The sequence below is a fragment of the Citricoccus sp. NPDC079358 genome (assembly GCF_040702545.1).
Lineage (GTDB): Bacteria > Actinomycetota > Actinomycetes > Actinomycetales > Micrococcaceae > Citricoccus.
This window is the reverse complement of sequence record NZ_JBFBLI010000024.1, coordinates 1-12,156: the sequence shown is the minus strand read 5'-3', so window position 1 is coordinate 12,156 and position 12,156 is coordinate 1. Positions and strand designations below refer to the sequence as shown.

At 69.4% G+C, this 12,156-nt stretch carries 16 protein-coding genes; 9 read left to right on the top strand and 7 right to left on the bottom strand.

Going from position 1 to position 12,156, the window contains the following annotated elements:
* From AB0333_RS16625 to AB0333_RS16615, 3 genes are all read left to right on the top strand, one after another.
* Positions 1 to 600 (top strand): MFS transporter (locus tag AB0333_RS16625; protein ID WP_366219793.1); only part of this gene is annotated, 600 nt, incomplete at its 5' end.
* The gene (locus AB0333_RS16620) at positions 597 to 1,868 is read left to right on the top strand and encodes an MFS transporter (protein ID WP_366219792.1); all 1,272 of its coding nucleotides are present in this window, start codon (positions 597 to 599) and stop codon (positions 1,866 to 1,868) included. The genes AB0333_RS16625 and AB0333_RS16620, both read left to right, overlap by 4 nt.
* Positions 1,869 to 2,001: 133 nt before the next feature.
* Positions 2,002 to 2,334, top strand: coding sequence for a DsrE family protein (locus AB0333_RS16615; RefSeq protein ID WP_366219791.1), 333 nt, complete (start codon positions 2,002 to 2,004; stop codon positions 2,332 to 2,334).
* Between the two features lie 119 nt (positions 2,335 to 2,453).
* Here the strand turns inward: AB0333_RS16615 and AB0333_RS16610 are convergent, their stop codons facing one another.
* The 4 genes from AB0333_RS16610 to AB0333_RS16595 form a co-directional block, all read right to left on the bottom strand.
* A complete protein-coding gene (locus AB0333_RS16610) occupies positions 2,454 to 2,945 on the bottom strand; it encodes a hypothetical protein (RefSeq protein WP_366219790.1) in 492 nt (163 codons plus the stop codon).
* Positions 2,946 to 2,964: 19 nt separating this feature from the next.
* Positions 2,965 to 3,837, bottom strand: a complete 873-nt coding sequence (locus AB0333_RS16605; protein ID WP_366219789.1) for a cytochrome c oxidase assembly protein — start codon at positions 3,835 to 3,837, stop codon at positions 2,965 to 2,967.
* Positions 3,838 to 3,844: 7 nt separating this feature from the next.
* Positions 3,845 to 4,354 (bottom strand): DUF2243 domain-containing protein, encoded by a 510-nt coding sequence (locus tag AB0333_RS16600; RefSeq protein ID WP_159554358.1) that lies wholly within the window; start codon positions 4,352 to 4,354, stop codon positions 3,845 to 3,847.
* A gap of 101 nt (positions 4,355 to 4,455) precedes the next feature.
* A complete protein-coding gene (locus AB0333_RS16595) occupies positions 4,456 to 4,917 on the bottom strand; it encodes a hypothetical protein (RefSeq protein WP_159554356.1) in 462 nt (153 codons plus the stop codon).
* A gap of 305 nt (positions 4,918 to 5,222) precedes the next feature.
* Here AB0333_RS16595 and AB0333_RS16590 point away from each other — a divergent pair, with 305 nt between their 5' ends.
* The 3 genes from AB0333_RS16590 (at position 5,223) to AB0333_RS16580 (ending at position 7,657) form a co-directional block, all read left to right on the top strand.
* On the top strand, positions 5,223 to 6,686 hold the full coding sequence (locus AB0333_RS16590) for an MBL fold metallo-hydrolase (protein WP_345358559.1): 1,464 nt from the start codon (positions 5,223 to 5,225) through the stop codon (positions 6,684 to 6,686).
* Entirely contained in the window at positions 6,683 to 7,291 is a 609-nt protein-coding gene (locus tag AB0333_RS16585; RefSeq protein WP_159554352.1) for a rhodanese-like domain-containing protein, read from the top strand. The genes AB0333_RS16590 and AB0333_RS16585 overlap by 4 nt, the downstream gene beginning before the upstream one ends.
* Before the next feature lie 186 nt (positions 7,292 to 7,477).
* Positions 7,478 to 7,657, top strand: a complete 180-nt coding sequence (locus tag AB0333_RS16580) for a hypothetical protein (protein ID WP_159554350.1) — start codon at positions 7,478 to 7,480, stop codon at positions 7,655 to 7,657.
* Positions 7,658 to 7,790: 133 nt separating this feature from the next.
* Here AB0333_RS16580 and AB0333_RS16575 read toward each other — a convergent pair whose 3' ends face one another.
* From AB0333_RS16575 to AB0333_RS16565, 3 genes are read right to left on the bottom strand one after another with little or no spacing between them, the layout of a single operon-like run.
* On the bottom strand, positions 7,791 to 8,969 hold the full coding sequence (locus tag AB0333_RS16575) for a PQQ-binding-like beta-propeller repeat protein (RefSeq protein WP_159554348.1): 1,179 nt from the start codon (positions 8,967 to 8,969) through the stop codon (positions 7,791 to 7,793).
* Positions 8,966 to 9,826 carry a cytochrome c biogenesis protein CcdA gene (locus AB0333_RS16570; RefSeq protein ID WP_159554346.1) on the bottom strand — a complete coding sequence of 287 codons (861 nt, stop codon included), beginning with the start codon at positions 9,824 to 9,826 and terminating at the stop codon, positions 8,966 to 8,968. Before AB0333_RS16570 ends, AB0333_RS16575 begins: the two co-directional genes overlap by 4 nt.
* 6 nt (positions 9,827 to 9,832) lie before the next feature.
* Entirely contained in the window at positions 9,833 to 10,567 is a 735-nt protein-coding gene (locus AB0333_RS16565; protein ID WP_159554344.1) for a thioredoxin domain-containing protein, read from the bottom strand.
* A 97-nt stretch (positions 10,568 to 10,664) separates the two neighbouring features.
* Here AB0333_RS16565 and AB0333_RS16560 point away from each other — a divergent pair, with 97 nt between their 5' ends.
* The 3 genes from AB0333_RS16560 to AB0333_RS16550 form a co-directional block, all read left to right on the top strand.
* Positions 10,665 to 11,240 (top strand): hypothetical protein, encoded by a 576-nt coding sequence (locus AB0333_RS16560; RefSeq protein WP_366219788.1) that lies wholly within the window; start codon positions 10,665 to 10,667, stop codon positions 11,238 to 11,240.
* Positions 11,237 to 11,632 (top strand): BlaI/MecI/CopY family transcriptional regulator, encoded by a 396-nt coding sequence (locus AB0333_RS16555; protein ID WP_115931386.1) that lies wholly within the window; start codon positions 11,237 to 11,239, stop codon positions 11,630 to 11,632. Before AB0333_RS16560 ends, AB0333_RS16555 begins: the two co-directional genes overlap by 4 nt.
* A 20-nt stretch (positions 11,633 to 11,652) precedes the next feature.
* Positions 11,653 to 12,156 (top strand): hypothetical protein (locus AB0333_RS16550; protein ID WP_366219787.1); only part of this gene is annotated, 504 nt, incomplete at its 3' end.

Sequence of the window (12,156 nt, the reverse complement as noted above, 5' to 3'; positions counted from 1 at the left end):
CGATCCCTGTCCTCGGTCAGCCAGGCGGGGATGGTCAACAATCTCAACGACGGGCTGGCCTGGGGGCTGTTCCCGGTGCTGTTCGCCGCGGCCGGGCTGTCCCTGGGCCAGATCGGAATCCTCGCCGCGGTCTATCCGGCCGTGTGGGGTGCCGGACAGTTGGCCACCGGTGCCCTGTCGGACCGGTGGGGCCGCAAGGGGTTCATCGTGGCCGGGATGCTCACCCAGGCCCTGGCCCTGGCCCTGATCGCTGCCGGCTCCGGATTCGGGGCATGGTTGGTGGCCATGGTGCTGCTCGGGGCGGGAACGGCGATGGTCTACCCCACCCTGCTGGCCGCCATCGGCGACGTCGCCCACCCGGCCTGGCGGGCCCGGTCGGTGGGCATCTACCGGCTCTGGCGTGACGGGGGCTTCGCCGCCGGCGCCGTGATCGCCGGCCTGGTCGCCGACGCCTTCGGTATCCCCACAGCGGTCACCGTCGTCGCGGTGATGACCGCGGCCTCCGGCACCGTGGTGGCAGTGCGCATGCGGGGGCGCGACCACACCCCCGGACTTTCCCTGCCCGCCGCCACCCGCCATCTCAGGAGCCCTCGCCCATGACCACCACCGTCCCGGATCTGCACGCCGTCCAATCCCGGACCGTGCGCGCCCTGTCGATCGCGCAGGTCTTCTCCGGACTGGGCAACGGCTCGACCCTGGCCCTGGGTTCGATCCTGGCCGTGGACCTGGCCGGCTCCGAGGCCTGGGCCGGATCGGTGAACACCGCCCTGACCCTGGGCACCGCCGCCACCGCGATCCCGCTATCGCAATTGGCCCTGGCGCGCGGACGCCGAGCGGCCCTGACCACGGGGCTGAGTGCGGCCATCATCGGGGCCGGGCTGATGGTCGCCGCCGTCCTCACTTCCGGGTTTCCCCTGTTGCTGGGCGGAGCCTTCCTCGTCGGTCTCGGCTCGGCGGTCAACCTGCAGGCCCGCTTCGCGGTCACCGATCTGGCCGTCCCGGCTCGCCGCGGCCGGGATTTGTCCCTGGTGGTCTGGGCGATCACCATCGGGGCGGTCGCCGGGCCGAACATGGTCGGCCCCGGAGCCGTCCTGGCCGGTTGGCTGGGCATCCCCGCCCAGGCCGGCCCGTTCGTGATCTCCGCGGCCGGCATGGTCCTGGGTGCGGGCATCATCGCGGTGTTTTTGCGTCCGGATCCGCTGCTGACCTCCCGGACCCTGGACGGGGGCGCCCCCGCGCGCTCGGGGCCCACCGCCAGCAGGAACCCGTGGCGGGCCGGTTGGCAGATCCTGCGTGCCCATCCCACCGCGGCCGCGGCGGTGACCGCCGTGGTCGCCGCCCACGCGGTGATGGTCGCGGTGATGTCGATGACCCCGCTGCACATGCAGCACCAGGCCGGGGCCACGGCCGGGCACCTGGACACCATCGCGCTGATCGGGTTCACCATCTCTCTGCACATCGCCGGCATGTACGCCCTGTCCCCGGTGATGGGATGGCTCACCGACCGCCTCGGTCCCACCCCCACCGTGCTGACCGGCATGGGCACCCTCATCACCGCCGTCGCCCTGACCGGACTGGCGCCGGGGCACATGGGGGCGGTCACCGCCGGACTGGTCCTGCTGGGTCTGGGTTGGTCCGCAGTCACCGTGGCCGGCTCCACCCTGTTGGTGTCCTCCCTGGCCCCGGCCCAGCGGGTCCCGGCCCAGGGCTTCTCCGACGCCACCATGTCCCTGGCCGGGGCCGTCGGGGCTGCGGCCGCCGGGCCGGCCATGGGCTTGATCGGCTACCCCGGTGTCAGCGCCCTGGCCGCTCTGTTGGTCATCGCCGCCACGCTTGTCCTTCTCGGCCTGAGCCGCGCCAGTCACTGAGACCCCTGCCGCCGCCTTTGCGGACGGGTCGCTGCCCCTCGAGGTCCACAGGAGGTATATCGAGACGCCTAAGGTGAGATCAGGCGGGCCCACCACCTGGCCGCAGCCTCATGCCCGTAGCGAAGGAGTGCTCATGCATCGCACCGTCGTACATCTCAACGACGCCGATCCGACGAAGATTCAAGCTGTATTGCAGAACGTCACCAACCTCTATACGGCGCTGGGCCCCGATCTGCGGGTGGAGCTGGTGGCCCACGGTCCCGGCATCGCCGTGGCCACCGAGCCGGTCGGCGAGCTGTTGCCCGGCCTGTTGGAGGCCGGCCTACAGGTGCGCGTTTGCCAGAACACTCTTACCGCCCGCGGCCTTACGCCAGATCGGATTCACCCTCAGGCCACTGTCGTGCCCTCCGGGATGGCCCATCTGGTAATCCGCCAGAGTGAGGGGTGGTCCTATCTGCATCCGTAAGCCGGGCCCGGTGATGGCGTCATCGGGTGCGGCCTTGGCCGCTGCGAGCCGGTCCTGTGCGACGGGCTGTTGCGCCGGTGTCTAGTCCTTGTTGACCGCACCGGGCTGGGCTGGGAGAACTAGTGGCTGGTGCGCCCTCGGGTGGAGGTGAGCACCGGGGCCAGGGCGCGGTCGGCGATCATGCCGGTGGCCACGGAGAACACGGCTTTGTGCAGGACGTCGACCACCTGCTCACGCACCGGCCAGGTGGTCGGCGGGGCACCGACCCCGGTGGCGTTCTCGATGGTCTGGTCGAAGCCCAGTCTCACGACGGTATGCCAGGCATTGGCATGGGCCCCGCGGATCCCGGTGACCGCCCAGATTCCGCGCAGGGCACCGAGGGTGGCGGCGGTGGAATAGTGCATCAAATGGTTCCACACCACCGGCCGGTCCGTGTCGCCGGGGTGCTGCCCGACCAGGGTCAAGAGTGCCCGGGCTGGCACGTAGGAGTTCGGTCGGTGGGTGATGGCCTGTTCGATCTTCTCACCCACCACCATCACTACCCCTCCGGCCAGGCCGGCCGCCGCACCGGTGCCAGCCGCCTGCAGGATGCCGCTGAGTCGTGATGACATGCTCATTCCTCCGCTTCGTTCAGTGTTCTCTGTCTACCTGGAGATCTCGAGTGCTCTGGGGTCCGGATGGAGAGTCCGCTACGGATTTGGGTCGGGTGGCTGAGTACCACCCGGCGAAGAGCAGCACGATCAACACCACGTCGACGGCATCCCCGCCGTAGTACATCAGTTGCGCCCCTGCCTGGCCGTCCGTGACCTCGACTCCGGCCGGCGGATGGGCGTAGAGCCATTTGGCCAGGATCGGGTGAGCGGCGATGAAGGCGATCAGCACCGCTGAGCGCACGGGAACCGAGGCCCGGTGCGGGTCCGGGTCCACCCCCACCAGGGAGGCGGTGAAGAGGTAACCAGCTAGGAAGATGTGGGCGTGCACCAGCCCGTGGATCAGTGCCGAGGTATGCATCAGTTGATACAGCTCGGTGCTGTAGAGCACCCACAGCCCACCGGCGTTGAGCACGGCCGCGACCATCGGGTGGGTGATGATCCGGACGTAGCGGCTGCGCAGCAGCCGAGTCAGTGACCGGGCCCGGGCCACCGGCACAGCCCGCAAGATCAGGGTGACAGGCGCGCCCAGGACCAGCAGCAACGGGGCTAGCATCCCAAGCAACAGATGCCCCAGCATGTGGGCAGTGAAACTGGTGTGAGCGGCCGCGGCGACCGGGCCGAGGAGCCCGGCCCCGGCGCAGACCAGACCGGCGTACCAGGCCACGGTCCGGCGCACCGGCCACGGGCTGCGGCCCCGGGCCGCCCACAGGCAGGCCGCATAACCAACCGCGGCTGTCACCAGGGCGAGGACGACCACAGCATCAAAGAGCGCCCACCCCCAGGCCTCGGTCCCCAGGACCGGGCCATGACCGGCGCCACTGTGCCCGCTACTGTGGTCGTGATCCCTCACCAGACACTCAGTCCGTGACGCCGGTCGGCCGGGTGCGCCAAAGGATGAGAACCCCGATCATCAACAACAACACCGCCGAGCCGATCCACGCGATGTCATAGGGCAGCAGGTCCACTCCGTAGCGGACCTGGTGGATTCGCAGCACCTTGTGATCGACTACCCCATCGAAGAGCTGAAAGAACCCGACCCCGGCAATCACTGCCCCTGTCCAACGCTTCCAGACCACCTCGGTCCGACGTCGAACGTCGGCCAGCAGAAACAGTCCCCAGATGGTGATGAACCACCCGAAGGCGTGGAAGAACCCATCTGCGGTCAACGCCACCTGCGTGGTGGACAGATCGTAGAAGTGATGCCACTGCAGGCCCAGGTGAAAGATGAACAGGTCGATCATCGACGCCGCGATCCCACATCCGAACAGGAACCCCGAGGCCACCGTGCGCCGGTCCAGGGTGGTCCCGGATCCCCGGCGCGCCTCGGGTGCTGCACCCCGGCCTGCACTCGTCTCAGCAGCAGACATCCAGACCTCCCAGCATCGCGGCCCCTGTGGCCATTGTTTCCCTTACCAGTGGGCCCCTCAACAACTCCATCGCTTCTTCACTCCCCTGCGCATGGCCGCGCTCAACGCGTCGCCCCGCGCAGGGCATCCTCGGGGTTCACTTCTTTGGTGGACGCCACGAAGTCCCCGCGGAGGGCTTTGAGGGCATACTTTTCCAGCTCGATCTCCTTACGGGTGCGTACCCTCAGGCGGCGGAAAAGGAACACAGGCGGGCACCACCCCTGGATGGCATGCTGGAAAAGGAACGGTAAGACAACACCAGGCAGCAGCAGCCACTTCCGGCTGACGGTAGCGCCGAGCACGGTGCCCACGAAGGCCAGGGACGAGGCATTGAGCTCCAGCACTCGCTCGATGTCCCATTCGCGTTCCAGTTCGTCGATGCGCACGGAGATTTCCCCGGCGGACGCCTCGGCGTAGGACTCCACGCGCTGCTTGATCTTCCGGTCCAGGCCGACCTGGGTGCCCTCCGGAGTGACTGCGCGCACCGGGTCGGACATCTCAAGGGGCGTGTGCTGATCCGCCATGGCCGTCCTTTCACTCGATCATCGCCCTTCGCTTGGGTGGGACTTGACGGAGATCGCAATTACGGGGTCGGGAGAGCTTCAGCACCGCTACCGCCTCGTAACGTCAGGTATCGGCCACCCTACCCACCGGCTCCTCCCGGGTGAACTCCCGGTCACCAGCAAATCCCTGGCGAACGGGGCACGCCCGCTAAGACGCGCGTTCGACCGCACGCCCCCACTTGCATACCCAGGGGGGTATGCAATACGGTAGGGGGTATCCGGAACGCCGGAACCCGAACTTTCGCTCCCGACCCGCAGGAGGAATCATGCTTCTCGAGCGCATCTACGACGAGGACCTGGCCCAGGCCAGCTACCTGATCGGCTGCCAGGCCACCGGCGAGGCCCTCGTCGTCGACCCCCGCCGCGACATCCGGCAGTACCTGGAGCTGGCCGCCCACCACGGCATGCGGATTACCGTCGTGGCCGAGACCCACATCCACGCCGACTTCCTCTCCGGCACCCGCGAACTCGCCGCGGCCACCGGCGCCACCCTCTACGTTTCCGGCGAGGGCGGGGAGGACTGGGCGTATGGCTTTGACGCCGAGCTGCTGCGTGAGGGCGACACCATCGCTCTGGGCAACATCACCGTCAGCGCCCGCCACACCCCCGGCCACACCCCCGAGCACCTGTCTTACCTGGTCACCGATGGGGCCTTCACCGACGAGCCCGGCTACTACCTGACCGGGGACTTCGTGTTCTCCGGTGACGTGGGTCGCCCGGATCTGCTGGACGAGGCCGCCGGGGCCCAGGACACCCGCTTCGCCGGGGCCAAGGACCTGTTCGCCTCCCTGAAGGAGGCCTTCCTGACCCTGCCGGACCACGTGCAGGTCTACCCCGGCCACGGGGCGGGCTCGGCGTGCGGCAAGGCCCTGGGCGCCCTGCCGTCCACCACGGTGGGCTATGAGCGCAAGTTCGCCTGGTGGGCCACCTACCTGGCCAACAACGACGAGCAGGGCTTCATCGACGAACTGCTCGAGGGCCAGCCGGACGCGCATGCCTACTTCGCCCGGATGAAGCGGCAGAACAAGGTCGGCCCGGCCCTGCTCGGTGAGCGCTCGGCCCCGCGCTCCTTCACCGCCGACGAACTGGCCCGAGGCCTGTCCGATGGCACCTTGGCACTCGTGGATACCCGCCCGGTGGATCAAGTGCACGCCGGCACCGTGCCCGGAGCCTTGAGCGTCCCGTCGCTGGGTAAGGCCGCCACCCACATCGGTTGGGCGTACGACCCGGAGGCCGATGACGCCGGCCTGGTCGTGCTGGCCGAGGATGCGCAGGCCGCCGCCGAGTACGGCGACCACTTCGTGCGCGTGGGCGTGGATGGTCTGGTCGGCTACACCCCGACCCTGGAAGGCCTGCCGGCATCCATCCCGCAGACCGTCGCCCCGGCCGAACTGGACGCCTTCCTGGCTGAGCATGACTCCGCCGTGCTGGTGGACGTGCGCAACCGCACCGAGCACTCCGAGGGCCATGTTCCCGGCTCCCGACAGCTCAACGCCGGCAAGGTGCTCTTCTACCAGGACGAGCTGCCCGCGAAGGACACCGGCCCGCTGGTGACCTACTGCCAGTCCGGGGTGCGCAACGCCGTGGCCGCCGCCGCCCTGCGCCGGACCGGTTACGACGTCGTCGAGCTTGAGGGCAGCTACGCCGCCTGGTCCGCCTGGAACACCGGACAGGACACCGCCCAGAACACCACCACAGTGCAGAACGAAACCTCAGGAGCCGCCCGATGACCGTAACCGCCACCGCACCTAAGACCCGTTCGGTCACCCCGGACGAGCTGCGCCAAAGACTGAACCAGGACCAGGACCTGATGGTCGTCGACGTTCGCACCCCGGGCGAGTTCGAGACCGTGCACATCCGCGGCTCCTACAACGTGCCGCTGGACCTGCTCACCGAGCACACCGATGACCTCGCAGAGCGTCTGGCCGGACACGTCGTGCTGGTGTGCCAGTCCGGCACCCGCGCCGGCCAGGCCCGGCAGAAGCTGCAGGCCGTCGGTTTCGAATCCGCAGAGGTGCTCGAGGGCGGTGTCGCCGCCTACGAGGCGGCCGGCGGAGACGACGTCGTGCGCCGGGGCAACCGGTGGGCCATGGACCGCCAGGTCCGCCTGACTGCCGGCACCCTGGTGCTGGCCGGCACCCTGGCCGGCCAGCTGGTGCACCGCCGCCTGGGCCTGGTGGCAGGGGCGATCGGCGCCGGCCTGGCCTACTCCGCCGCCTCTGACTCCTGCGCGATGGCCTCGATACTGTCCCGCATGCCGTGGAACCGCGTCGAGGCGGTTCCATCCCTGACCTCCTTCTTCGACCAGGTCCCCACCGCCCTGCAAGCCCGCTGAGCCGAGGTCCGGAAGGTTCTACCCATCCCTTCCAGACCCTCACCCCTAGACCCCCGACCGCGGGGGCACGCCCCCCTTCATCGCCCCCGCGGCCGGGCCCACCGTCTTCATCTGGGTCACCGATCCTCCCCGCCCGACCCCGTGCCTTCCGCCGGGCAGGAGCGCCCGCTTCGAAAGGAACCGACCATGTGCCGATCCGTCACCTGCCGCGTCTGCGGCAAGACCACCTGGGCCGGCTGCGGCCAGCACATCGACCAGGTCAGGCGCACCGTCCCGGCCGGGAACTGGTGCCCTGGCCACGACCGCACCGAAGCGCCGACCAGCACCCGGCGCCCCGGCCTCCTGGCCCGCCTGTTCGGGCGCTGACGCCCCCCAGCACCCATGCCGCCCGCGGCTGAGGCCCTACCGGCTGTGTCCGGTAGGGCCTCAGTCGCCGAAGAACCCGTGGTGTACCCGGTGAAAAGATGCCTATCGGCGGGCAGGGTGCCCCCGGTCACTTTCAACCAGAGGCGCCCGGTTCAGGGACGAGGGTGACGATGAGGTGACGTGACCCCTTGCCCACAAACAGCGCGGCCCCCTCTGCGGTGAGGTGCGCCGGGACGAGGATGGTGCCGGTCCCGGTGGGGTCGTAGGCGTCGGCGACCTCGCCGGTGATGACGTTGTGCACCCGGACTGCTTCGTCGTCCCGCAGGTAAACCAGGGCCCCGCCAAGCGCGGCGAGACGAGTGTCGCTGGCGACGGTGAATGACCACAATTGCTGACCGTCCCGGGTCGCATGCAGGCCGGCCTCGTCCAGAATGACGACGGCGCCCGTACCAGGGTCCGCGGCGGCGTCGCGGGCCGTGTCGCTGAGGATGGCGCCGTTACGCAGATCAATGAGCAAACCCCGGGAGTGCTCGGTCTCCAGCAGGACCAGCCCGTTCGCGGCGGCTGCAGTCCCGGAGGAGTCCACGGCGGCGATGACCTCACCGTGCTCGGCCAACGGGATGCTCCAGAGTTCTTGGTCATCGGCGATGTCCAGTGCGGTGAGGGTGTGGTCTCCGCTGACGAGCACCGTCCCGTGGTATTCGCCGACGACCCGGTCGGAGGAGTCGGATATCGAGGGCACGGCGCGGCCGGTGGTTGAATCCAGGACCGTGCGCGACCTCACCCTCGCCGCCGGATCCTCGGATGGTCGAGCGAAGACGAGGCCGGGCCCCACCTGGGGACCGGGAACCTCCACGGGACCCCACACGTGTTCCCCGGTAGCCAACACGTAGGCCGTCGCGGTGACCGTGTCGGGCTCGGTGCCGGATCCCTGGTGGGCGTCCGTGAGCACGGCCAGTGAACGCCCGTCGGCGTCGGCGGTGAGCGCGAACCCGGTGTCCTCAGCGGGGCGCTCGGCCACCCACCGCACTTGACCGTGGACATCGACAGCGGAGAACCGCCACAGAGCCTCCTGTTCTGCGACCCCCACGAAGATGCCGTCAGCGTATTGCGGGGCGCTGGTCCACCCGGGGTCCACCACCCTCAACCCCGTGAAGGGTGTGGGCAGCCGCAGGGCACGGGTATCCACCGCGGGCAGCGGCTCCTCGGCCGGATGCGGGTCCCGCACCGGCTCCGGTAGCCCACCAGCGCACCCGGTCAAGGCCAGAACCACGGCCATGATGAGAGCCAGGGCCCGGAGGCCACGGATCATGATCCGCCCACTGGGCGGGTGCCTGCCGTGGAGCGGTCGCGCCGTCGTCGCCGCGCCCACACGATGAGCACCGCGCAGACCAGGACCAGGATGGCAAGGATGTCCACGACCGGATTGGCCAGGACCGCCGACCCCTCCTGCAACCAGGCCTGGGCCTCCAAAGGCAGCAACTCCGGGGCGGTGACCAGGCCGTTGGTGGTCCAGAAGACGACGCCCACTCCGATGAGGATGAACCCGGTGAGCATGGAGGTGCTGTGCAGTTCGCGGCCGAAGACCGTGAAGGCCCGGCCACGCAGCACCCGCCGGCCCCGGGCCCCCAAGCGGCCCCAGAGTGCGGCGATCAGCAGCAACGGGGCGACCATACCGGCCCCGTAGACGGCCAGCAGTGTCCCGGCGGAGACCATGTCACCTCGGGCGGCGGCCAGAGTGAGCACGGCGCCAAGGATCGGGCCGGCGCAGAACCCGGCGACGCCGCTGGCGGCGCCCAGCAGCAGCGTCTTGGCCCATCCGGTGGCCGTGGTCGCCCGCTCTTGCAGATGGGCCGCGCCGGGCAACAGCCGGGCCGGGTCGAACCCGAACCCGAGCAACTGCACTACGCCCAGCACCACCAGCAGCACCGAGGCACTGAGCACGATCACCTCGCGGTGCGTGGCGAAAAGAGTCCCAATGGCCCCCGCGCCCACGCCCAGGGGCACCAGCACGAGCAACAATCCGACGTAGAAGACCGCCCCATGGGCGAGCAACCGGGGCCCGGCCCCGACGGTGGAGGCGAAGAACGCGGGCATCAACAGGGCCGCGCACGGGCTGAGCAGGGCCAGGACCCCGCCCAGGAAGGCGCTGAGCAATCCAATATCCATACGGACTCACTCCGATCCGGTCAGGGCCTGGTCGAAGGCGTCCTGGAACACCTGCGAGGGCTGGGCGCCGACGATGGGTTGGCCTCCCAGCACAAACGTCGGGGTCGAGTAGGCGCCCAGCCCCAGCCCCAGCTGTTCATTGGTGGCGATCTGCTCGGCCGTCTGAGCCGAGTCCATGTCCTCGGCGAACTGGTCGGGATCCAACCCGAGTTCCTCGGCCAGGGCGGTCAGCGCCTCCTCGCTCAGCTGCCCCTCGGACCGCTTCTGCCCGTCCTGGAACAGGGCGTCGTGGTACTCCCAGAACGCCCCCTGCAGTGCGGCCGCATAGGAGGCGCGGGCGGCCCGCTCCGAGGCCGGACCAAACACATTGACGTCCCGCCATTCGATGCGCAGGTCACCGGCCTGAACGTGCTCCATCATCAGCGGAAGGGTCTCCTCGCTCCAGCGCGCACAGAACGGGCACTGGTAGTCAGAGAAGACCACGAGCGTCACCGGCGCTTCCACCGGGCCGGCTGCGAGCAGGTCGTCGGGGTCGTGGCGTTCGGCCTCGGATAGATCCGGCGGTCCCTCGACCTGTGTCGGCGCCGACTCCACCGGTGTCGATGGTGCAGCAGCGCCGTCGGAGCCTGAACCGCCCAGGGCGGACATCATCACTGTCCCGACCAGGAGGACCGCGACGGCCACCAGGACGGCGGGCACCATCCAGGCTCTCTTCTTCGTTGAACCGTTCTGTGCGTTCATGCCTCGGGGCCCTTTCCTCGCTGACGCTTTGATGCCACGATCGACTATCTTACATAGTCGACTATGATTCATAGTCATCCTCGGGCAGGATGGAGCCATGAGGACTGCACCGCGCCAACCGACATTCGCGACCCGGTCCATCACCGAGGCCGTTCAGGCGCTCCGATCATGGACGGGGCGCCAGGTGCTGGTCGCGACAGCAGCGGCACTGGTGTTCGGCCTGGTGCTGGGGCTGGCGACGGTATTGATCCCCAACACGTTCTTCACCCGCGAGATCCCCCCGGTGTGGTGGAACTACCCGGTATGGGTCCTCACCTCCGTACTGTCCGGGATGCTCGTGGCCACCTACGTGCGCGGGCGCGTCGACACCGCCGGCGCGGCCGCCCCGACGAGCCGCGTTAGGGTGGAGGACGGCAGTGATGCTGCGGAACAGCGCACGAGCCGGCTCGGTGTCGCCGGGGGCCTGCTGGCATGGTTCGCCGTGGGATGCCCGGTGTGCAACAAGCTCGCCCTGCTAGCGCTGGGCTACTCCGGGGCCATCACCTGGTTCGCCCCCATCCAGCCGTACCTCGCCCTCGGCGCCCTGCTGCTGACCGGCATCGCCCTGCTGGCCCGGCTCCGAGGACAGCTCGCCTGCCCAGTCCCTACCCCGAGGATGGAGGCCGCCCGATGACCACGCCTGGACTCGCAGCAGAACCACCCCGCCTGGGTGCCCTGGAAGCACAAGTGATGGACGCGCTCTGGGACCACGGTCCCGGCACCATCAGGGACATCATCAACCGGCTGTCTCACGACCCGGCCTACACCACGATCGCCACCGTGCTCCGCAACCTCGACGGCAAGAAGCTGGTCACCGCCCTGCGGCAGGGCCACTCCACGCGCTACGAGGCGAGGATCCCCCGGGAGGAGCATGTCGCCTCCGTGATGAGGCACGCCCTGGAATCCAGCCGCGACCGTACCGCGTCCATGCTGCACTTCATCGACACGATCCCACCCACCGACCTCGACCTGCTGCGCAACTACCTCCGTGCGCGCACGGATGGAGCGGACGGAGGGGGGCGGTGATCGCGGAGAGTCTCACCGTAATGCTGGTCCTCGCACTGACCGTCTCGGCGCTGGCCGGCCCGTGGGTGCTCAGACGGGCTGCTCCCGCACTGGTCCGCGCACCCCGGACCTCCGCGGCGCTACTCACCGGCAGCGTTGTCAGCTGGGTCATCACCGCCCTCGCCCTCGGGCCACTGCTGGCGTGGATCACCTCCGGCCCGGTGCTCTTACCCGGCAGCGCCGCCGACGTCTGCCAGCGCTGCCTCGCCGCCGCCAACCCGTTCCCCACCGCAACCATCGACACCGGGATTCCCGCTGCGGTGTTGCTGGCCCTGTCTGCACTGGGTGCTGCCGGCCTTGCCATCATGGTCGGCGCCGAGGCCTACCGGCAACGCCGGGCGACCACGCGCACCGCGCACCGGCTGCGAGTCTGGGCCGAGCCCCGACAGGTCCTCGGTCACAGCGTGCTCGTCATCGACGACGCCCGACCGTTCGCCCTGACACTCCCGCGGCGCCACGGCGGAATCTTCATCTCCAAGGGGGCG

Bases quoted from the DNA above. Each gene is read 5' to 3' on its own strand.
- AB0333_RS16600 (WP_159554358.1), bottom strand. From the start codon at position 4,354: ATGTCTGCTGCTGAGACGAGTGCAGGCCGGGGTGCAGCACCCGAGGCG.
- AB0333_RS16590 (WP_345358559.1), top strand. From the start codon at position 5,223: ATGCTTCTCGAGCGCATCTACGACGAGGACCTGGCCCAGGCCAGCTAC.
- AB0333_RS16575 (WP_159554348.1), bottom strand. From the start codon at position 8,969: ATGATCCGTGGCCTCCGGGCCCTGGCTCTCATCATGGCCGTGGTTCTG.
- AB0333_RS16585 (WP_159554352.1), top strand. From the start codon at position 6,683: ATGACCGTAACCGCCACCGCACCTAAGACCCGTTCGGTCACCCCGGAC.
- AB0333_RS16595 (WP_159554356.1), bottom strand. From the start codon at position 4,917: ATGGCGGATCAGCACACGCCCCTTGAGATGTCCGACCCGGTGCGCGCA.
- AB0333_RS16560 (WP_366219788.1), top strand. From the start codon at position 10,665: ATGAGGACTGCACCGCGCCAACCGACATTCGCGACCCGGTCCATCACC.
- AB0333_RS16620 (WP_366219792.1), top strand. From the start codon at position 597: ATGACCACCACCGTCCCGGATCTGCACGCCGTCCAATCCCGGACCGTG.
- AB0333_RS16555 (WP_115931386.1), top strand. From the start codon at position 11,237: ATGACCACGCCTGGACTCGCAGCAGAACCACCCCGCCTGGGTGCCCTG.
- AB0333_RS16580 (WP_159554350.1), top strand. From the start codon at position 7,478: ATGTGCCGATCCGTCACCTGCCGCGTCTGCGGCAAGACCACCTGGGCC.
- AB0333_RS16570 (WP_159554346.1), bottom strand. From the start codon at position 9,826: ATGGATATTGGATTGCTCAGCGCCTTCCTGGGCGGGGTCCTGGCCCTG.
- AB0333_RS16565 (WP_159554344.1), bottom strand. From the start codon at position 10,567: ATGAACGCACAGAACGGTTCAACGAAGAAGAGAGCCTGGATGGTGCCC.
- AB0333_RS16615 (WP_366219791.1), top strand. From the start codon at position 2,002: ATGCATCGCACCGTCGTACATCTCAACGACGCCGATCCGACGAAGATT.
- AB0333_RS16610 (WP_366219790.1), bottom strand. From the start codon at position 2,945: ATGTCATCACGACTCAGCGGCATCCTGCAGGCGGCTGGCACCGGTGCG.